The organism is Streptomyces cellostaticus (assembly GCF_023630175.1).
In the GTDB taxonomy this organism is placed as follows: Bacteria; Actinomycetota; Actinomycetes; order Streptomycetales; family Streptomycetaceae; genus Streptomyces; species Streptomyces cellostaticus_A.
The window spans coordinates 39,605-57,642 of the sequence record NZ_JALLIN010000025.1; the positions used below are offsets into that span (position 1 = coordinate 39,605).

At 68.9% G+C, this 18,038-nt stretch carries 23 protein-coding genes; 3 read left to right on the plus strand and 20 right to left on the minus strand.

The genetic code is table 11. The features are described from left to right. Positions 1-30: 30 nt before the first annotated feature. Complete coding sequence (locus MXD57_RS17430) at positions 31-402, minus strand: holo-ACP synthase (RefSeq protein ID WP_143627861.1); 372 nt, start codon at positions 400-402, stop codon at positions 31-33. A gap of 40 nt (positions 403-442) precedes the next feature. Continuing rightward, a complete protein-coding gene (glmS, locus tag MXD57_RS17435; RefSeq protein ID WP_250402385.1) occupies positions 443-2,290 on the minus strand; it encodes a glutamine--fructose-6-phosphate transaminase (isomerizing) in 1,848 nt (615 codons plus the stop codon). A 184-nt stretch (positions 2,291-2,474) separates the two neighbouring features. Here glmS and coaA point away from each other — a divergent pair, with 184 nt between their 5' ends. Beyond that, positions 2,475-3,443 carry a type I pantothenate kinase gene (gene coaA, locus MXD57_RS17440; RefSeq protein WP_250402433.1) on the plus strand — a complete coding sequence of 323 codons (969 nt, stop codon included), beginning with the start codon at positions 2,475-2,477 and terminating at the stop codon, positions 3,441-3,443. 37 nt (positions 3,444-3,480) lie between these two features. Beyond that, complete coding sequence (locus MXD57_RS17445; protein WP_250402434.1) at positions 3,481-4,428, plus strand: DUF389 domain-containing protein; 948 nt, start codon at positions 3,481-3,483, stop codon at positions 4,426-4,428. Positions 4,429-4,507: 79 nt separating this feature from the next. Here MXD57_RS17445 and glmM read toward each other — a convergent pair whose 3' ends face one another. The 3 genes from glmM to rplM form a co-directional block, all read right to left on the minus strand. Next, on the minus strand, positions 4,508-5,866 hold the full coding sequence (glmM, locus tag MXD57_RS17450; protein WP_250402386.1) for a phosphoglucosamine mutase: 1,359 nt from the start codon (positions 5,864-5,866) through the stop codon (positions 4,508-4,510). A gap of 178 nt (positions 5,867-6,044) precedes the next feature. Further along, positions 6,045-6,557: a 30S ribosomal protein S9 gene (gene rpsI / locus MXD57_RS17455; RefSeq protein WP_004927169.1), complete on the minus strand. Its 513-nt coding sequence runs from the start codon at positions 6,555-6,557 to the stop codon at positions 6,045-6,047. Positions 6,558-6,600: 43 nt separating this feature from the next. Next, positions 6,601-7,044, minus strand: coding sequence for a 50S ribosomal protein L13 (gene rplM / locus MXD57_RS17460; protein ID WP_250402387.1), 444 nt, complete (start codon positions 7,042-7,044; stop codon positions 6,601-6,603). Between the two features lie 288 nt (positions 7,045-7,332). Between rplM and MXD57_RS17465 the strand changes: the two genes are divergently transcribed. Continuing rightward, positions 7,333-8,214 (plus strand): hypothetical protein, encoded by an 882-nt coding sequence (locus MXD57_RS17465; protein WP_250402388.1) that lies wholly within the window; start codon positions 7,333-7,335, stop codon positions 8,212-8,214. Position 8,215: 1 nt separating this feature from the next. Here MXD57_RS17465 and truA read toward each other — a convergent pair whose 3' ends face one another. The 15 genes from truA to rplF form a co-directional block, all read right to left on the minus strand. Next, on the minus strand, positions 8,216-9,070 hold the full coding sequence (gene truA, locus MXD57_RS17470) for a tRNA pseudouridine(38-40) synthase TruA (protein ID WP_250402389.1): 855 nt from the start codon (positions 9,068-9,070) through the stop codon (positions 8,216-8,218). Between the two features lie 74 nt (positions 9,071-9,144). After that, entirely contained in the window at positions 9,145-9,648 is a 504-nt protein-coding gene (rplQ, locus tag MXD57_RS17475) for a 50S ribosomal protein L17 (protein WP_250402390.1), read from the minus strand. A gap of 191 nt (positions 9,649-9,839) precedes the next feature. Continuing rightward, positions 9,840-10,862, minus strand: a complete 1,023-nt coding sequence (locus MXD57_RS17480) for a DNA-directed RNA polymerase subunit alpha (protein ID WP_250402391.1) — start codon at positions 10,860-10,862, stop codon at positions 9,840-9,842. A gap of 145 nt (positions 10,863-11,007) precedes the next feature. After that, positions 11,008-11,412 (minus strand): 30S ribosomal protein S11, encoded by a 405-nt coding sequence (gene rpsK / locus MXD57_RS17485; RefSeq protein WP_003956432.1) that lies wholly within the window; start codon positions 11,410-11,412, stop codon positions 11,008-11,010. A gap of 70 nt (positions 11,413-11,482) precedes the next feature. Then, a complete protein-coding gene (gene rpsM, locus MXD57_RS17490) occupies positions 11,483-11,863 on the minus strand; it encodes a 30S ribosomal protein S13 (RefSeq protein ID WP_031167100.1) in 381 nt (126 codons plus the stop codon). A gap of 191 nt (positions 11,864-12,054) precedes the next feature. After that, complete coding sequence (rpmJ, locus tag MXD57_RS17495) at positions 12,055-12,168, minus strand: 50S ribosomal protein L36 (RefSeq protein WP_003998809.1); 114 nt, start codon at positions 12,166-12,168, stop codon at positions 12,055-12,057. Positions 12,169-12,226: 58 nt separating this feature from the next. Then, positions 12,227-12,448, minus strand: a complete 222-nt coding sequence (infA, locus tag MXD57_RS17500; protein ID WP_003948620.1) for a translation initiation factor IF-1 — start codon at positions 12,446-12,448, stop codon at positions 12,227-12,229. A 211-nt stretch (positions 12,449-12,659) separates the two neighbouring features. Beyond that, a complete protein-coding gene (gene map, locus MXD57_RS17505) occupies positions 12,660-13,496 on the minus strand; it encodes a type I methionyl aminopeptidase (protein WP_250402392.1) in 837 nt (278 codons plus the stop codon). Positions 13,497-13,595: 99 nt separating this feature from the next. Beyond that, positions 13,596-14,261 (minus strand): adenylate kinase, encoded by a 666-nt coding sequence (locus MXD57_RS17510; RefSeq protein ID WP_250402393.1) that lies wholly within the window; start codon positions 14,259-14,261, stop codon positions 13,596-13,598. After that, positions 14,261-15,574 carry a preprotein translocase subunit SecY gene (secY, locus tag MXD57_RS17515; protein ID WP_250402394.1) on the minus strand — a complete coding sequence of 438 codons (1,314 nt, stop codon included), beginning with the start codon at positions 15,572-15,574 and terminating at the stop codon, positions 14,261-14,263. Before secY ends, MXD57_RS17510 begins: the two co-directional genes overlap by 1 nt. Positions 15,575-15,807: 233 nt before the next feature. Then, entirely contained in the window at positions 15,808-16,263 is a 456-nt protein-coding gene (gene rplO, locus MXD57_RS17520; RefSeq protein ID WP_030745257.1) for a 50S ribosomal protein L15, read from the minus strand. A gap of 2 nt (positions 16,264-16,265) precedes the next feature. Continuing rightward, a complete protein-coding gene (gene rpmD / locus MXD57_RS17525) occupies positions 16,266-16,448 on the minus strand; it encodes a 50S ribosomal protein L30 (RefSeq protein ID WP_003974250.1) in 183 nt (60 codons plus the stop codon). A gap of 2 nt (positions 16,449-16,450) precedes the next feature. Continuing rightward, a complete protein-coding gene (gene rpsE, locus MXD57_RS17530; RefSeq protein WP_193482351.1) occupies positions 16,451-17,056 on the minus strand; it encodes a 30S ribosomal protein S5 in 606 nt (201 codons plus the stop codon). A gap of 39 nt (positions 17,057-17,095) precedes the next feature. Beyond that, on the minus strand, positions 17,096-17,479 hold the full coding sequence (gene rplR / locus MXD57_RS17535) for a 50S ribosomal protein L18 (RefSeq protein WP_067299854.1): 384 nt from the start codon (positions 17,477-17,479) through the stop codon (positions 17,096-17,098). A gap of 3 nt (positions 17,480-17,482) precedes the next feature. Further along, entirely contained in the window at positions 17,483-18,022 is a 540-nt protein-coding gene (gene rplF / locus MXD57_RS17540; RefSeq protein ID WP_250402395.1) for a 50S ribosomal protein L6, read from the minus strand. Between the last annotated feature and the right edge of the window lie 16 nt (positions 18,023-18,038).

The window sequence follows — 18,038 nt, forward strand, 5'->3', positions numbered from 1 at the left end:
CGTCCGCCACACCCGGGCCGGCCGCGGCGCTCAGCCCTCGGCGACGACCACGGCCGAGGCGATCCCGGCGTCGTGGCTGAGGGACACGTGCCAGGAGCGCACCCCGAGTTCGGCCGCCTTCGCGGCGACCGTCCCCTTCACCCGCAGCCGCGGCTGCCCGCTGTCCTCGACGTACACCTCGGCGTCGGTCCAGTGCAGCCCCGGCGGCGCGCCCAGCGCCTTGGCCAGCGCCTCCTTGGCGGCGAACCGTGCCGCGAGGGACGCGATGCCGCGCCGCTCCCCGCTGGGCAGCAGCAACTCACTGTCGACGAACAGCCGATCGGCCAGCCCGGGCGTCCTGTCCAGCGACGCCCGGAACCGATCGATCTCTGCGACGTCGATACCGACCCCGATGATGCTCATGGGCAGACCCTATGGCGCGCGCCGCGCGGCCGTCGGCAGGTCACTCCACCGTGACGGACTTCGCCAGGTTGCGCGGCTGGTCGACCTCGTTGCCCCGGGCCGTGGCCAGCTCGCAGGCGAACACCTGGAGCGGCACCGTCGCCACCAGCGGCTGGAGCAGGGTGGGTGTGGCCGGGACGCGGATCAGGTGGTCGGCGTAGGGGACCACCGCCTCGTCGCCCTCCTCCGCGATCACGATGGTCCGGGCCCCGCGCGCCCGGATCTCCTGGATGTTGGAGACGATCTTGTCGTAGAGGACCGACCTGCCGCGCGGCGACGGCACGACCACCACGACGGGCAGGTCCTCCTCGATCAGGGCGATCGGACCGTGCTTCAGCTCGCCCGCCGCGAAGCCCTCGGCGTGCATGTAGGCGAGCTCCTTGAGCTTCAGCGCGCCCTCCAGGGCGACCGGATAGCCCACGTGCCGGCCCAGGAACAGCACCGTGTCCTTGCCGGCCAGCGACCGCGCCAGCGCCCGTACCGGCTCCATGGTCTCCAGCACCCGGTCGACCGCCCCGGCGATGTGGGACAGGTCCTTGATGACGGCGCTGACCTCGTCGCCCCACTTGGTGCCGCGTACCTGGCCCAGGTACAGGGCCACCAGGTAGCACGCCACCAACTGGGTCAGGAACGCCTTGGTGGAGGCGACGGCCACCTCCGGCCCGGCGTGGGTGTACAGCACCGCGTCCGACTCGCGCGGGATCGTCGAGCCGTTGGTGTTGCAGATCGCCAGCACCTTGGAGCCCTGCTCGCGGGCATGCCGCAGCGCCATCAGGGTGTCCATCGTCTCGCCGGACTGCGAGATGGCGATGACCAGGGAGCGTCCGTCGAGGATGGGGTCCCGGTAGCGGAACTCGCTCGCCAGCTCCACCTCGCACGGGATGCGCGTCCAGTGCTCGATGGCGTACTTGGCGATCAGGCCGGCGTGAAAGGCCGTCCCGCAGGCGACGATGACGACCTTGTCCACCTCGCGCAGCTCCGAGGGCGAGATCCGGACCTCGTCCAGCGTCAGCGAACCGGCCGCGTCGATGCGCCCGAGCAGCGTGTCGGCGACCGCCTTGGGCTGCTCGGCGATCTCCTTCAGCATGAAGTAGTCGTAGCCGCCCTTCTCGGCGGCCGACGCGTCCCAGTCCACGTGGTACGAACGCACCTCGGCGGGGCGGCCGTCGAAACCGGTGACCGTCACACCGTCCCGGCGCAGCTCCACCACCTGGTCCTGGCCCAGCTCGATCGCCGAGCGGGTGTGCTCGATGAACGCGGCGACGTCCGAGGCCAGGAACGCCTCGCCCTCGCCGACCCCGGCCACCAGGGGGGAGTTGCGGCGGGCCCCCACCACCACGTCCGGGGCGTCGGCGTGCACCGCGACCAGCGTGAACGCGCCGTCCAGGCGCCGGCAGACCAGTCGCATGGCCTCGGCGAGATCGGCGCAGGAGGAGAACTCCTCCGCCAGCAGGTGCGCGACGACCTCGGTGTCCGTCTCGGACATGAGCTCGTGCCCGCGCTCGGCCAGCTCGGCCCGCAGCGCCGCGAAGTTCTCGATGATGCCGTTGTGCACGACGGCGACCCGGCCCGCGTTGTCGAGGTGCGGGTGCGCGTTCGCGTCCGTGGGACCGCCGTGGGTGGCCCAGCGCGTGTGGCCGACACCCGTCGTACCCGCCGGCAGCGGCCGGCCGACCAGTTCCTTCTCCAGGTTGACGAGCTTCCCGGCCTTCTTCCCCGCGGCCAGCCCGCCGTCGGCCAGCACGGCGACACCCGCCGAGTCGTAGCCCCGGTACTCCAGCCGCTTCAGCCCGGCCATCACGACATCGAGCGCCGACTGCGACCCCACGTATCCCACGATTCCGCACATGTGCCGCAGCCTACGGGCGACCGGCCTCCCGAAAGAGCCGCCGCGTACCCGAAATCAGAAATTCCCACCGCGGCGGGAGGCACCCGCTCCACCCGGTCCCGCCGGAGCGGCACGTGACGCACCCCACCCCGCGGCCCCGTTCGAACTCCGTTAACAATGGACTGTGATCTCACCGGTCTCCCCGATGCCCAGGAGCGCCCACCGGTCCAGACCGGAGGCGACTCCCTACGTCGACCTCACGCGTGCCGAGTGGAGCGCGCTGCGGGACAAGACGCCGCTGCCGCTCACCGCCGAGGAGGTGGAGAAGCTGCGCGGGCTCGGCGACGTCATCGACCTCGACGAGGTGCGGGACATCTACCTCCCGCTGTCGCGGCTGCTCAACCTCTACGTCGGCGCCACGGACGGCCTGCGAGGCGCGCTCAACACCTTCCTCGGCGAACAGGGTTCCCAGGCCGGCACCCCGTTCGTGATAGGCGTCGCCGGTTCGGTGGCGGTCGGCAAGTCCACCGTCGCCCGGCTGCTGCAGGCCCTGCTGTCCCGCTGGCCCGAACACCCGCGCGTCGAACTGGTGACGACCGACGGGTTCCTGCTGCCCACCAGTGAGCTGGAGTCCCGCGGCCTGATGTCGCGCAAGGGCTTCCCCGAGTCCTACGACCGCCGGGCGCTGACCCGCTTCGTCGCCGACATCAAGGCGGGCAAGGACGAGGTGACGGCCCCCGTCTACTCCCACCTGATCTACGACATCGTCCCGGACGGCAGACTCACCGTGCGCCGCCCGGACATCCTGATCGTCGAGGGGCTCAACGTCCTGCAGCCCGCCCTGCCCGGAAAGGACGGCCGCACCCGGGTCGGTCTCGCCGACTACTTCGACTTCAGCGTGTACGTCGACGCGAGCCCCGAGGACATCGAGAGCTGGTACCTCAACCGCTTCAGGAAGCTGCGCCGGACCGCCTTCCAGAACCCGGACTCCTACTTCCGCAAGTACACCCAGGTGTCCGAGGAGGAGGCCCTCGACTACGCCCGCACCCTGTGGCGCACCATCAACAAGCCCAACCTGGTGGAGAACATCGCGCCCACCCGCGGCCGCGCCACCCTCGTCGTCCGCAAGGGCGCCGACCACAAGGTGCAGCGGCTCCGGCTGCGCAAGCTGTAGCTGTGACGTGTGCATGGAAGCCTGTTAGATGGGCGCCATGCTGCATCTGCGCCTGATCACCCCGGCCGAGAAGACGGACGAGGTGGTGCGGCTGATCGAGAAGACGGTCGGCACCACGCACCTCGTGGTGCTGCCCGGCGCCGCCCGCGAACCCGCCGGGGACGTCGTCCAGTGCGACGTGGCCCGCGAGGCGTGCGACGAACTCATCGGCGCCCTGCAGCGGTTGGACCTGGAGCGGACCGGCTCCATCACGGTCGAGAACATCGACCTGTCGCTGTCCCGGCGGGCCGACCGGGCCGAGGAGGAGGCGCCCGGCGAGGCCGCGGACGCGGTGCTGTGGGAGCAGCTGACGGAGGCGACGCAGGAGGAGTCGGCCCTGTCGGTCACGTACGTCGCCTTCATCACCCTGGCCACCATGATCGCGGCCTGCGGCGTGGTGCTGGACAACGCGATCCTGATCGTGGGCGCGATGGCGGTCGGCCCGGAGTTCGGTCCTCTGACGGGTATCTGCACGGCCCTGGTGCAGCGCCGCCCGCGCCTGGCGCTGCGCTCGGCGACCGCGCTGCTCGTGGGCTTCGCGGCGGCGATGGCGGTCACGGTCTGCTTCAGCCTGTTCATGGACGCCGTCGGACAGTTCCACCGGTCCGGCCTGGAGGGCGCGCGCCCCAGCACGGCGTTCGTCTACGCCCCGGACGCCTTCTCGTTCGTCGTGGCGATGCTGGCCGGGATCGCCGGCATCCTGTCCCTGACCTCCGCCAAGTCGGGCGCGCTGGTGGGCGTGGCCATCTCGGTGACGACCGTGCCCGCCGCCGCCAACGCCGCCGTGGCCCTCGCCTACGGCGACCCGGGCCAGACGGCCGGCTCGACGAAGCAGCTCCTGCTGAACCTGCTGGGCATCGTCCTGGCCGGCACCCTGACCCTCCTGGCCCAGAAGTGGCTCTGGGCCAGGCAGCGCCGGCAGCGGCCGAACGTCGAAGGGGCCTAGGCCGGTTGCGAGGGTCCCGCGGCCGCCCGCAGGGCGGGCGGCACCCTCACGACCGGCCCTGAGGGCTGTCCCGGCGGCCTCAGCCCAGGGCCGACTTCACGGCGTCGGCGAGACGTCCGGCGACGGACCGGGCCTGGTCGATGTCGGCCGCCTCGACCATCACCCGCACCAGCGGTTCGGTGCCCGAGGGGCGCAGCAGCACCCGTCCCGTCTCGCCCAGCTCGCGCTCCGCCTCGGTGACGGCCGCGGCCAGGTCGGCGGACGTCCGCACCCGGGACTTGTCGACGTCCGGGACGTTGATCAGGACCTGCGGCAGGCGCTCCATCACCGAGGCCAGCTCCCGCAGCGTACGGCCGGTCTGCGCGACCCGCGCCGCGAGCAGCAGCCCGGTCAGCGTGCCGTCCCCGGTCGTCGCGTGGTCGAGGATGATCACGTGTCCGGACTGCTCGCCGCCGAGGGCGTAGTCCTTCTCCTTCATCTCCTCCAGCACGTACCGGTCGCCGACGGCGGTCTGCACGAGGTGGATGCCCTCCCGCTCCATCGCCAGCTTGAAGCCCAGGTTCGACATGACCGTCGCGACGACCGTGTCGGAGCGCAGCTCGGAACGCTCCCGCATCGCCAGCGCGAGCACGGCGAGGATCTGGTCGCCGTCGACCTCCTCGCCGGTGTGGTCCACGGCCAGGCAGCGGTCGGCGTCACCGTCGTGCGCGATGCCGAGATCGGCGCCCTGCTCGACGACGGCCGCCTTCAGTTTCGCCAGGTGGGTGGAGCCGCAGCCGTCGTTGATGTTGAGCCCGTCCGGCTCGGCGCCGATCGTGACGACCTGGGCGCCGGCCCGCGAGAACACCTCCGGCGAGACCCCCGAGGCCGCGCCGTGCGCCTCGTCGAGGACGATCTTCAGGCCGTCGAGGCGGTTCGGCAGCGCGCCGAGCAGGTGCCCGACGTAGCGCTCGGACCCCTCGTCGTACGGACGCGCCCGCCCGACCCCGGCACCGGTGGGACGCTCCCACGGCTCGCCGTGGCGGTGGGACTCGTACACCGACTCGATCCGGTCCTCCAGCTCGTCGGCGAGCTTGTGACCGCCGCGGGCGAAGAACTTGATGCCGTTGTCCGGCATGGCGTTGTGGCTGGCGGAGAGCATCACCCCGAGGTCGGCGCCGAGCGCGCCGGTCAGGAACGCCACCGCCGGCGTCGGCAGCACGCCGACCCGCAGGACGTCCACGCCCGCGCTGGCCAGGCCCGCGACCACGGCCGCCTCCAGGAACTCCCCGGACGCGCGCGGGTCCCGTCCGACCACGGCCGTCGGCCTGTGGCCCTCGAAGGTGCCCGCCTCGGCCAGCACGTGCGCCGCCGCCACGGACAGGCCGAGCGCCATCTCGGCCGTCAGGTCCGCGTTGGCGACACCGCGCACGCCGTCCGTACCGAAGAGTCGTCCCACTTGTCCTCCTGAGGAAGCGTCCATGCTGCCGGGAATCATGGCAGACGCCACGACTCCCGATCACACAAGCCTTTGAGCGTCTTGTGTCGTTATACGCCCTTGGGCTGTGATAAACGAACGCCCCGGCGGCACAGAGGCGTGCCGCCGGGGCGTTCGGAGTACGAGCAGGCCGCTGTGATTAGCGCTTGCTGTACTGCGGGGCCTTGCGGGCCTTCTTCAGACCGGCCTTCTTGCGCTCGACCGCACGGTCGTCGCGCTTGAGGAAGCCGGCCTTCTTCAGCGGGCCGCGGTTGTTGTCGACGTCGGCCTCGTTCAGCGCACGGGCGACACCGAGACGGAGCGCACCGGCCTGACCGGAGACGCCGCCACCCGCGATACGGGCGATGACGTCGTAGCGGCCCTCGAGCTCGAGCACCTTGAAGGGCTCGTTGACTTCCTGCTGGTGCACCTTGTTCGGGAAGTAGTCCTCGAGGGTGCGACCGTTGATCTTCCACTTGCCGGTGCCCGGGACGATCCGGACGCGGGCGATGGCGTTCTTGCGACGGCCCAGGCCGGCGGCCGGCTGGGGCTCGCCGAAGCGGGAGGCCATGGACTCCGAGGTGTACTCACCCTCGACGGGGACCTCGGACTCGGTGGTGTAGCTGTCGATGTCAAGCTCTTCGAGCGGCTGCTCGGCAGTGGTCTCGGCCACGATTCTCCTCGGATTCTCTGTCGGTCTTAGGGGGTGGCCGGAATTACTGCGCGACCTGGGTGATCTCGAACGGCACCGGCTGCTGGGCAGCGTGCGGGTGCTGGTCACCCTTGTAGACCTTCAGCTTCGAGAGCATCTGACGGCCCAGGGAGTTCTTGGGGAGCATGCCCTTGACGGCCTTCTCGACGGCCTTCTCCGGGTTCTTGTCCATCAGCTCGTCGTAGCGGACGGAACGCAGACCACCCGGGTAGCCGGAGTGGCGGTACGCCATCTTCTGGGTCCGCTTGTTGCCGGACAGGTGCACCTTGTCGGCGTTGATGATGATGACGAAGTCACCAGCGTCGACGTGCGGCGCGTAGATCGGCTTGTGCTTGCCCCGGAGAAGGGTCGCTGCGGTGGTGGCGAGACGGCCCAGAACAACGTCCTGAGCGTCGATGACGTGCCACTGGCGCGTCACATCGCCGGGCTTGGGGCTGTACGTACGCACGGTTCGTAGCCTTCGCTTCGAGTGAATGGTCCTGAACAGGTCACCGAAACGATCACGACAGCCTGAGCCACTGCGGCGACGCATACCGCGTACGTGGGGTTGCTGGTCATCGGTTTGGTGGACCGGTGTAAGGGCCCGTCCCGTGAGAATGAGCAAGCCAATACACAACGAAGAAGCAGGTTACCTGGACGCCCCCGGACGGGTCAAAACGAGGCATGCCGACGGACAAAGCTGGCATGCCGCCGCTCGCGGCCCGGTTTCGGCCGCCCCCCGTCTAAGATGCGCCCCATGAGTTACGGGCAGGGGGGACCCCAGTCCCAGTGGGATCCCTGGAAACCTAATTCCCAGCAGCCCTGGACCAGCGGCGGTGACGACGGAACCCCCGACTGGGCCGCGCTCGCCGAGGCGTCCGAGACACGGCACAGGCGTCGACGGCTGCTGTTCATCGGCGGCGGCGCGCTGGCCACGATCGGTGTCGGCACGGCCGTCGCCATGGCCGTGGTCTCCGCGAACGGCGACAACGACGCCTCCGGCACGCCCACCAAGCTGCCCGCCAGCGCCTCCCTGCCCAGCGGCTCGGCCACGGCACCGTCCTTCGCGCCCACCAGCGCCCCGCCGCCGCTGGACCCGAAGGACTTCATAGCCAGCGCCAAGAAGGACACCGCCCCGCTGAGTCCGGAGACGCTGTTCCCGGGCACCCGCCTGACCATGGGCGAGACGGTGTACAAGAAGGGCGCCACCGCCGACACCAGGAACTGCGCCTCGGCCGCGGGCGGCAACCTGCCGAAGATCCTCACCGCGGGCGGCTGCACCCGGCTGATGCGGGTGAGCTACGTCAACGGCGACATCGCCGTCACGGTCGGTGTCGCGGTCTTCGACGACGAGGCGCGGGCCACGAAGGTCAAGTCCCAGGCGGGCAGCGAGAAGAGCCTGGTCAACTCCCTGGCCGGCAAGGGCATCAAGAACTTCTGCGACTCCGCGATCTGCCGGACGACCACGAACGCCTACGGCCGCTACGCCTACTTCACGATCACCGGCTTCACCGGCGGCAAGAACGTCACCACCAAGGACACCAAGGTGTTCCGCACCGGCGACGACCTGGCCCAGTTCACCGTCAACCAGATCCACCGCCGCGGCCAGGCGCAGGCCTCCGCGGCGGCGAACCGGTAGCTCAGCAGCACCCCGCCGACGGAAGCGACCGCTTGTTCCGGGCCTCCTTGTTCCGGGCGGCCAGCAGTTCGTCGGCGGGATAGCCGACCTCCTCCAGGGTCAGCCCGTGCGGCCGCACGACGTGCACGGCGCTGTCCCTCACCCCGGCGGCCAGCACCTTCCCGGGCCACTCCGGCCCCCGGTGCCCGTCCCCCACGAACAAGAGCGCGCCGATCAGCGAACGCACCATGTTGTGGCAGAAGGCGTCGGCGCGGACCGTGGCCGTGACGACGCCGTCGCCGCCGCGCACCAGGCTCAGTTCCTGGAGGGTGCGGATCGTGGTCGCGCCCTCGCGCCGCTTGCAGTAGGCGGCGAAGTCGTGCTCACCGACCAGCGCCCGCGCGGCCTCGTTCATCGCGTCCACGTCGAGCGGCCAGTCGTGCCACAGGACGTGGCCCCGCAGCAGGGGGTCCACTCCGCCGGGGTTGTCGGTGACCCGGTAGGCGTAGCGCCGCCAGACGGCCGAGAAGCGGGCGTTGAAACCGGCCGGGGCCTCACTGAGCCGCCACACCCGGACGTCCTTGGACAGCCGTCCGGCGAGCCGCTTCAGCAGCTTCTCGCGGTGTTCCGCCCACAGCTCGGCGGGCAGGTCGACGTGCGCGACCTGGCCGCGCGCGTGCACCCCGGCGTCCGTCCGCCCGGCCACCGTCAGTTCGTACGTCTCCTTCGACCGCGTCACGGTCCGCAGGGCGTCCTCGATCTCCCCCTGCACGGTCCGCCTGCCGCCGGCCTGCTTGGCCCAGCCGTGGAAGTCGGTGCCGTCGTAGGACAGGTCGAGGCGGATGCGTACGTGTCCGGGCTGTACTTCGTCACTCACACAGGAATCCTCTCAAGTACGCGAAAGCGGGCCCGCCCCGGAGGGCGGACCCGCTTCGCGCGTCAGGCAGAGCCTCAGGCGTCCTTGCTGCCTTCGCCGGCCGCGTCCGCGGCGGGCTCGGCCGGAGCCTCGGTGGTCTCCTGGGCCTTGGCCTCGTCCGACTCCTTGACCGCACGCTTGGTGGCGGCCTCGGCCTCACCCACGGCCTTCTGCTGCACCGTCAGCGCCTCGACCAGCTCGATGACGGCCATGGGCGCGTTGTCGCCACGGCGGTTACCGATCTTGGTGATGCGGGTGTAGCCACCGGGACGGTTCTCGTAGCGCGGGCCGATCTCGGTGAAGAGCGTGTGGACGACGCTCTTGTCCGTGATCACCTGGAGCACCTGGCGGCGGTTGTGAAGGTCGCCCTTCTTCGCCTTGGTGACCAGACGCTCGGCGTACGGGCGCAGGCGGCGGGCCTTCGCCTCGGTGGTGGTGATGCGGCCGTGCTCGAAGAGCGCCTTCGCGAGGTTCGCGAGGAGCAGCTTCTCGTGCGCGGCGCTGCCGCCCAGACGGGCACCCTTGGTGGGCTTCGGCATTGTTCTTCTCCTGTGTGTCTGCCCCGGCCGTATCAGGTACCGGGGTCAGTATCCGAGCAGACGGTTGTCTGTCGGAGATCCGGGGCCGCTTGCCGGCCCCGGAAGGGCCCGCGCCCCCGGGGGGACGCGGGGCGCCGCGTGACCCGCCGGAACGGGTACGCGGCCGCAGAACCGGCCTCCTCGCGGAGGGCTCAGTACTGCTCGGTCTCCACGAAACCCGCGTCCGCGTCGTCGTCCGCCCCGAAGGCGTCCGCGGCGGCGGTCGGGTCGAATCCGGGCGGGCTGTCCTTCAGGGCCAGGCCCATGCCGGCCAGCTTCGCCTTGACCTCGTCGATGGACTTCGCACCGAAGTTGCGGATGTCCAGGAGATCGGCCTCGGAGCGGGCGACGAGCTCACCCACGGAGTGGATGCCCTCGCGCTTGAGGCAGTTGTACGACCGAACGGTGAGCTCGAGCTCCTCGATCGGCAGGGCCAGGTCGGCGGCCAGGGCGGCGTCCGTCGGGGACGGGCCCATGTCGATGCCCTCGGCGTCGATGTTCAGCTCGCGGGCGAGACCGAACAGCTCGACCAGGGTCTTGCCGGCGGAGGCCATGGCGTCACGGGGACGCATCGCCTGCTTGGTCTCGACGTCGACGATCAGCTTGTCGAAGTCGGTGCGCTGCTCGACACGGGTGGCCTCGACCTTGTACGTGACCTTGAGCACCGGCGAGTAGATGGAGTCGACCGGGATACGGCCGATCTCCTGGCCCACCTGCTTGTTCTGCACGGCGGAGACGTAGCCGCGACCGCGCTCGACGGTCAGCTCCATCTCCAGCTTGCCCTTGCCGTTGAGCGTGGCGAGGACGAGGTCGGGGTTGTGCACCTCGACACCGGCCGGGGGCGCGATGTCGGCGGCGGTGACCATGCCCGGGCCCTGCTTGCGCAGGTACATCACGACCGGCTCGTCGTGCTCCGAGGAGACGACGAGCTGCTTGATGTTGAGGATCAGGTCGGTGACGTCCTCCTTGACGCCCGGCACGGTGGTGAACTCGTGCAGGACGCCGTCGATGCGGATGCTGGTGACAGCGGCACCGGGGATCGACGACAGGAGGGTGCGGCGGAGCGAGTTGCCGAGGGTGTAGCCGAAGCCCGGCTCCAGCGGCTCGATCACGAACCGGGAGCGGAACTCGTCGACGACCTCTTCGGTCAACGAGGGACGCTGAGCGATCAGCATGTGTGGATCAGATCCTTCATTCGTGGACGCCCGCTATTTGACGCCCGACGGAAACCGCGCCCGTGAGAAGCGCGGGTACTGCAAGGGTACGGGCGGTACGCCCCTTACGGAGCAGTACCGCCCGGATCCCGAGAACAGCCTGGCCTCAGACGCGGCGGCGCTTCGGCGGGCGGCAGCCGTTGTGCGGGGTCGGGGTGACGTCCTGGATGGAGCCGACCTCGAGGCCCGTGGCCTGCAGGGAACGGATCGCGGTCTCACGACCGGAGCCCGGGCCCTTGACGAACACGTCGACCTTGCGCATGCCGTGCTCCTGCGCGCGGCGGGCGGCCGACTCGGCGGCCATCTGCGCGGCGAACGGCGTGGACTTCCGGGAGCCCTTGAAGCCGACGTGGCCGGCGGAGGCCCAGGAGATCACGTTGCCGGACGGGTCCGTGATCGAGACGATGGTGTTGTTGAACGTGCTCTTGATGTGCGCGTGGCCGTGAGCGACGTTCTTCTTTTCCTTGCGGCGCACCTTCTTGGCAGCGCCCTGACGACCCTTGGGGGGCATCTACAAACTCCTACGGGGAGGTGGTCGGTCCTACAGCGAAGACCGCTGATGAAGCGTTGTCCGCTGAGGACTACTTCTTGCCCGGCTTCTTCTTGCCGGCGATGGCGCGACGCGGGCCCTTGCGGGTACGAGCGTTCGTGCTGGTGCGCTGACCGCGGACGGGCAGACCGCGACGGTGACGCAGACCCTGGTAGCAGCCGATCTCGACCTTGCGGCGGATGTCGGCCTGGATCTCGCGACGGAGGTCACCCTCGGTCTTGATGTTGTTGTCGACGTACTCGCGGATCGCGACCAGCTGCTCTTCGGTCAGGTCACGGACGCGGGTGTTCGGGTCGATGCCGGTCTCGGCCAGCGTCTGCTGGGAGAGGGTCCGGCCGATGCCGAACACATAGGTGAGGGCGACCTCCACGCGCTTTTCGCGCGGGATGTCAACACCGGAAACGCGTGCCATTCAATGGCTCCTGGTGATTCTTCGGAGGTCTTCCGCAGAACCGGTTCCCTGCCCGCCGTACCAGGTACGGACCGGGTCCCCGGCCTCCGAACCGGGGGTGTCGAGCCCGCGAGGACTCGGGTTCTGCGTATGAACAATTCAGCTCGCGTCGCGCGAAACTCTGCGATGGGTGCAGAGGGATCGGTCGTGCGTCAGCCCTGGCGCTGCTTGTGGCGCGGGTTCTCGCAGATGACCATGACCCGACCGTGACGGCGGATCACCCTGCACTTGTCGCAGATCTTCTTGACGCTCGGCTTGACCTTCATTGGTGAGGTTCTCCGGGTCAGTGCCATCGCTCCGGGAGGCCCGGGGCGCGGGCAAGATCTACTTGTACCGGTAGACGATCCGGCCACGCGTCAGGTCGTACGGAGACAGCTCCACCACGACCCGGTCGTCAGGGAGGATGCGGATGTAGTGCATACGCATCTTGCCGCTGATGTGTGCCAGGACCTGGTGGCCGTTCTGGAGCTCGACCTTGAACATGGCGTTCGGCAGAGACTCGACGACAGTGCCCTCGATCTCGATGGCACCTTGCTTCTTGGCCACGCTTCGCCCTTCGAATCGACTACCTTGATCGACTCTCTCCATCACCCCGAAGGGCGAGCGGCGAGCGCATGCGGACATGCGGGTGCACGAGAGCCGACGAGTCAGTCTACGTCAGCGCACCCGGAAACACGAATCGAGACAGTCTGCCCCGTGCCGGTGATCCCTACGCCGCCGGATCGGGAACCGGCGGCCGCGGGCGGGCGGCCGGCCGTCAGGCGAGCGGGTCGGGGGCGGCCGTGACGCCGTACTCGGCCAGCTTGGCCCGGCCGCAGTCGGGCGCCGTCAGCACCAGCGGGCCCTGCTCGGTCAGGGCGACCGAGTGCTCCCAGTGCGAGGACCAGGTGCCGTCCGTGGTGATCACGGTCCAGTCGTCCGACAGGACCTCCGTGCGGGGGGTGCCGAGGGAGACCATCGGCTCGATCGCGAGGCAGAAGCCCGGCACCAGCTTGGGGCCCTTCCCGCGCCGGCGGTCGACGTAGTTCAGCAGGTGCGGGTCCATGTGCATCTCGGTGCCGATGCCGTGGCCGCCGTAGTCCTCGATGATCCCGTACTTGCCGCCACCGGGCTTGGGCTGGCGGCGGATGTACGTCTCGATGGCACGGGAGACGTCGACGAGCCGGCTGCCCTGCTTCATGGCCGCGATGCCGGCCCACATCGACTCCTCGGTCACCCGGGAGAGCTCGGTCAGCTCCGGGGCGTGACCGGAGCCCACGAAGGCCGTGTAGGCGGCGTCACCGTGCCAGCCGTCGATGATGGCGCCGCAGTCGATGGAGATCATGTCGCCGTCCTTCAGGACGACGTCGTCGGACGGGATGCCGTGGACCACCACCTCGTTCACCGAGGTGCAGATGGTCGCGGGGAAACCGCCGTAGCCGAGGAAGTTCGACTTGGCACCGTGCTCGGCGAGCACCTTCCGGGCGACCTCGTCCAGGTCCCTGGTGCTGGCACCGGGTACCGCGGCCTCCCGGGTGGCCGCGTGGATGGCGGCGACGACCAGCCCCGCCGCACGCATCTTGGCGATCTGCTCGGGGCTCTTGATCTGCACCATGGGGGCCTGCGCTCTCCGTCACTCACGTCGGCTGGGTTACGTACACAACACTACGGCCGCGACGCCCGGGAGGGCGCCGCGGCCGGAAAGGACCGCGATCTACTTGTTCTCGGCCTTCTCGCGCTTCAGCGCCTCGAGCGCCCGCTCGGTGATCTCGTCCACCGGGCCCAGCGAGGAGATCGTGCGGACCAGGCCCTGCGACTTGTAGTAGTCGATGATCGGCTCGGTCTGCGTGTGGTAGACCTCCAGCCGCGTGCGGACGGTCTCCTCGGAGTCGTCGTCGCGCTGGTAGAGCTCACCGCCGCAGACGTCGCAGACGCCCTCCCGCTTCGCCGGGCTGTACGTCACGTGGAACACGTGGGACGAGTCGTTGCGGCAGATGCGCCGGCCGGCGATCCGCTTGACGACCTCCTCCTCCGGGACCTCCAGGTCCAGGACGGCGTCCAGCTTGATGCTCTCCGACTCCAGCAGCTCGTCCAGCGCCCCGGCCTGGGAGACGTTGCGGGGGAAGCCGTCCAGCAGGAAGCCGTTCTCCGCGTCGGGCTGCTCCATGCGGTCCTTGGCCATCGCGATGGTGACCTCGTCGGGTACGAGGTTCCCCGCGTCCATGTAGGACTTCGCGAGCCTGCCCAGCTCGGTCTGCCGGCTGATGTTCGCGCGGAAGAGGTCACCCGTCGAGATGTGCGGGATGCCCAGCTTCTCGGCGAGTCGGACGGCTTGCGTTCCCTTACCGGCACCCGGCGGCCCGACGAGGACGATACGCATCAGCGGAGGAACCCTTCGTAATTGCGCTGCTGAAGCTGGCTCTCGATCTGCTTCACCGTCTCGAGGCCGACACCCACGATGATGAGGATGCTGGTCCCGCCGAACGGGAAGTTCTGGCTTGCCCCGAAGCCCACCAACGCCATTGTCGGTACGAGAGCGATCAGACCCAGATACAGCGAACCCGGCCAGGTGATCCGGTTGAGCACGTAGCTGAGGTACTCAGCGGTCGGTCGGCCAGCCCGGATGCCCGGGATGAAGCCACCATACTTCTTCATGTTGTCGGCGACTTCCTCGGGGTTGAAGGAGATCGCCACGTAGAAGAACGCGAAGAAAACGATGAGCAAGAAGTACGAAGCGATGTAAATCGGGTGGTCGCCCTTGGTCAGGTTCTGCTCGACCCAGGTCTTCCAGCCCGACCTGCCCCCCGCGAACTGAGCGATCAGCGCCGGAATGTAGAGCAGCGACGAGGCGAAGATGACGGGAATCACACCCGCCTGGTTCACCTTGAGCGGGATGTACGTGGACGTACCGCCGTAGGAGCGGCGACCGATCATGCGCTTCGCGTACTGCACCGGGATACGGCGCTGGGCCTGCTCGACGAAGACCACGAGCGCGACCATGACCAGACCGACCAGGATGACGGTGCCGAACTCGATCCAGCCGCCGGCCAGGGTGCCCTGCTTCTTGATGGCCCACAGCGCGGACGGGAAGGTCGCGGCGATCGAGATGAACATCAGGATCGACATGCCGTTGCCGATGCCGCGGTCGGTGATCAGCTCACCGAGCCACATGACGACGGCCGTGCCGGCGGTCATGCAGATGACCATCGTGATGGTGGTGAAGATCGCCTGGTCGGGAACGATCTGGCTGGCAACGGAGCAGCTTCCGAACAGGGCGCCGCTGCGTGCGGTGGCGACGAGACCGGTGCCCTGCAGGATGGCGAGCGCCACGGTCAGGTAGCGGGTGTACTGCGTGATCTTCGCGGTACCCGCCTGGCCTTCCTTCTTCAGGGCCTCCAGACGCGGGATGACCACGGTCAGCAGCTGCAGAATGATGCTCGCCGTGATGTACGGCATGATGCCGAGCGCGAAGATCGTGATCTGGAGCAGCGCGCCACCGCTGAACATGTTGACGAGACCGAAGAGGCCCTGGTTGCCGGACGCCTCTTTCACACACGTCTGGACGGCCTTGTAGTTGACGCCGGGGATCGGGATGTGGGTACCGACCCGGTAGACCACGATGATTGCCAGCGTGAAGAGCAGCTTCTTGCGCAGGTCGGGCGTCCTGAACGCCCGGGCGAACGCGGTGAGCACGGTGCCTCCTGCGACCCCCGCGCAACTGCGTCAAGGGTGACGGTCTTGAGGTTCGACGAATGAATAACGGTCAACTGCCGCTCAGGGTGCCCCATGGGAAGCACCCAGTGAAAGTGGACAGTGCAGGCCACCTTACCGGCGAGACCACTGCCCTTGGAACGACCAACCGGGGATACCCCTTTTGTGGAGTATCCCCGGTCGGGTCGTTCACGTCATCGAGGAGCCTGAGGGGCTCAGACCAGCTCGGTGACCGTACCGCCGGCGGCGGTGATCTTCTCCTTGGCGGAGCCGGAGACGGCGTCGACCGTCACCTGCAGCGCCACGGAGACCTCGCCCTGGCCCAGGACCTTGACGAGGCTGTTCTTGCGAACGGCACCCTTGGCCACCAGACCCTCGACGGTGACCTCGCCACCCTCGGGGTAGAGCGCGGCCAGCTTGTCGAGGTTCACGACCTGGTACTCGGTCTTGAACGGGTTCTTGAAGCCCTTCAGCTTCGGGAGGCGCATGTGGAGGGGCATCTGGCCACCCTCGAAGCGCTCCGGAACCTGGTAACGGGCCTTGGTGCCCTTGGTACCACGACCGGCCGTCTTACCCTTCGACGCCTCACCACGACCCACACGGGTCTTGGCGGTCTTGGCGCCCGGGGCGGGACGGAGGTTGTGGATCTTCAGCGGGTTCTGCTCCGCCATGATCAGTCGACCTCCTCGACCGTCACGAGGTGGCGGACGGTGTGCACCATGCCGCGGAACTCGGGGCGGTCCTCCTTGACGACCTGCGTGTTGATGCCCTTGAGACCAAGGGAACGCAGGGTGTCACGGTGGTTCTGCTTGCTGCCGATGTAGGACTTGACCTGCGTGATCTTGAGCTGCGCCATGATTACGCACCCGCCCCGGCACGCGCACGCAGCAGGGCCGCGGGAGCGATGTCCTCGAGCGGCAGACCACGGCGGGCCGCGACCTCCTCGGGACGCTGCAGGCCCTTGAGGGCCGCAACGGTGGCGTGCACGATGTTGATCGCGTTGTCGGAGCCGAGCGACTTCGACAGGATGTCGTGGATACCGGCGCACTCGAGCACGGCGCGCACCGGACCACCGGCGATAACACCGGTACCGGGGGACGCGGGCTTGAGCAGCACGACGCCGGCAGCCTTCTCACCCTGGATCGGGTGCGGGATGGTGCCCTGGATGCGGGGGACCTTGAAGAAGTGCTTCTTGGCCTCCTCCACACCCTTGGCGATGGCGGCCGGCACCTCCTTGGCCTTGCCGTATCCGACACCCACGGTGCCGTCACCGTCGCCCACCACGACCAGCGCGGTGAAGCTGAAGCGACGACCACCCTTCACAACCTTGGCGACGCGGTTGATCGCGACGACGCGCTCAACGTACGCGGTCTTCTCGGCGGCAGCAGCGCCGCCGTCACGGCCCTTCCGGTCCCGCCGCTCGCCGCCACCGGCACCGCCACCGCGGCGCTGGGGTCCAGCCATTGGAATTACCTCTCTTCGTTTCCGCTAGCTACGGCAGGCTCAGAACTTGAGCCCGGCTTCGCGGGCGGCGTCCGCCAGGGCGGCGATGCGCCCGGCGTACTGGTTGCCACCACGGTCGAACACGACAGCCTCGACACCGGCGGCCTTGGCGCGCTCGGCGACCAGGGCGCCGACCTGCTTGGCCTGCGAGGACTTGTCGCCCTCGCCGCCGCGGACGGACGCGTCCAGGGTGGACGCGGACGCCAGGGTGTGGCCCTTGAGGTCGTCGATCACCTGCGCCACGATGTGGCGGTTGGAGCGGGTCACGACCAGACGGGGACGCTCCGCCGTACCGGCGATCCGCTTGCGGATCCGGATGTGACGGCGCTTGATCGCGGCGCGCTTGTAGGCGTCGCCCTTGAGGATCTTCTGCCCGTATGCCATGGCTTACTTACCCGCCTTTCCGACCTTGCGGCGGATGACTTCGCCCTCGTACTTGACGCCCTTGGCCTTGTACGGGTCGGGCTTGCGCAGCTTGCGGATGTTGGCCGCAACCTCGCCGACCTTCTGCTTGTCGATGCCCTCGACCTGGAAGCGGGTCGGGGTCTCCACCTTGAAGGTGATTCCCTCGGGCGCCTCGACGACGATCGGGTGGCTGTAGCCGAGCGCGAACTCGAGGTTCGAACCCTTGGCCGCGACGCGGTAACCGACACCGCTGATCTCGAGCTTCTTCACGTAACCCTGGGTCACGCCGGTGATCATGTTCGCCACCAGCGTGCGGGACAGGCCGTGCAGGGCCTTGTTCTGACGCTCGTCGTTCGGACGGGTGACGTTGAGCACGCCGTCCTCACCCTTGACGATGTCGATCGGCGCGACGACGGTGTGGGTCAGCGTGCCCTTGGGGCCCTTGACCGAGACCGTACGGCCGTCGATGGTGACGTCCACGCCGGCGGGAACCGTGATGGGGAGCTTGCCAATACGCGACATAGCTGTTTCCTCCGTT

Excerpts from the sequence above, each read along its gene's own strand:
- MXD57_RS17430 (WP_143627861.1), bottom strand. The coding sequence starts at position 402 with ATGAGCATCATCGGGGTCGGTATCGACGTCGCAGAGATCGATCGGTTC.
- glmS (WP_250402385.1), bottom strand. The coding sequence starts at position 2,290 with ATGTGCGGAATCGTGGGATACGTGGGGTCGCAGTCGGCGCTCGATGTC.
- coaA (WP_250402433.1), top strand. The coding sequence starts at position 2,475 with ATGCCCAGGAGCGCCCACCGGTCCAGACCGGAGGCGACTCCCTACGTC.
- MXD57_RS17445 (WP_250402434.1), top strand. The coding sequence starts at position 3,481 with ATGCTGCATCTGCGCCTGATCACCCCGGCCGAGAAGACGGACGAGGTG.
- MXD57_RS17465 (WP_250402388.1), top strand. The coding sequence starts at position 7,333 with ATGAGTTACGGGCAGGGGGGACCCCAGTCCCAGTGGGATCCCTGGAAA.
- rplQ (WP_250402390.1), bottom strand. The coding sequence starts at position 9,648 with ATGCCGAAGCCCACCAAGGGTGCCCGTCTGGGCGGCAGCGCCGCGCAC.
- MXD57_RS17480 (WP_250402391.1), bottom strand. The coding sequence starts at position 10,862 with ATGCTGATCGCTCAGCGTCCCTCGTTGACCGAAGAGGTCGTCGACGAG.
- rpsK (WP_003956432.1), bottom strand. The coding sequence starts at position 11,412 with ATGCCCCCCAAGGGTCGTCAGGGCGCTGCCAAGAAGGTGCGCCGCAAG.
- rpsM (WP_031167100.1), bottom strand. The coding sequence starts at position 11,863 with ATGGCACGCGTTTCCGGTGTTGACATCCCGCGCGAAAAGCGCGTGGAG.
- rpmJ (WP_003998809.1), bottom strand. The coding sequence starts at position 12,168 with ATGAAGGTCAAGCCGAGCGTCAAGAAGATCTGCGACAAGTGCAGGGTG.
- map (WP_250402392.1), bottom strand. The coding sequence starts at position 13,496 with ATGGTGCAGATCAAGAGCCCCGAGCAGATCGCCAAGATGCGTGCGGCG.
- MXD57_RS17510 (WP_250402393.1), bottom strand. The coding sequence starts at position 14,261 with ATGCGTATCGTCCTCGTCGGGCCGCCGGGTGCCGGTAAGGGAACGCAA.
- rplO (WP_030745257.1), bottom strand. The coding sequence starts at position 16,263 with ATGGCGGAGCAGAACCCGCTGAAGATCCACAACCTCCGTCCCGCCCCG.
- rpmD (WP_003974250.1), bottom strand. The coding sequence starts at position 16,448 with ATGGCGCAGCTCAAGATCACGCAGGTCAAGTCCTACATCGGCAGCAAG.
- rpsE (WP_193482351.1), bottom strand. The coding sequence starts at position 17,056 with ATGGCTGGACCCCAGCGCCGCGGTGGCGGTGCCGGTGGCGGCGAGCGG.
- rplR (WP_067299854.1), bottom strand. The coding sequence starts at position 17,479 with ATGGCATACGGGCAGAAGATCCTCAAGGGCGACGCCTACAAGCGCGCC.
- rplF (WP_250402395.1), bottom strand. The coding sequence starts at position 18,022 with ATGTCGCGTATTGGCAAGCTCCCCATCACGGTTCCCGCCGGCGTGGAC.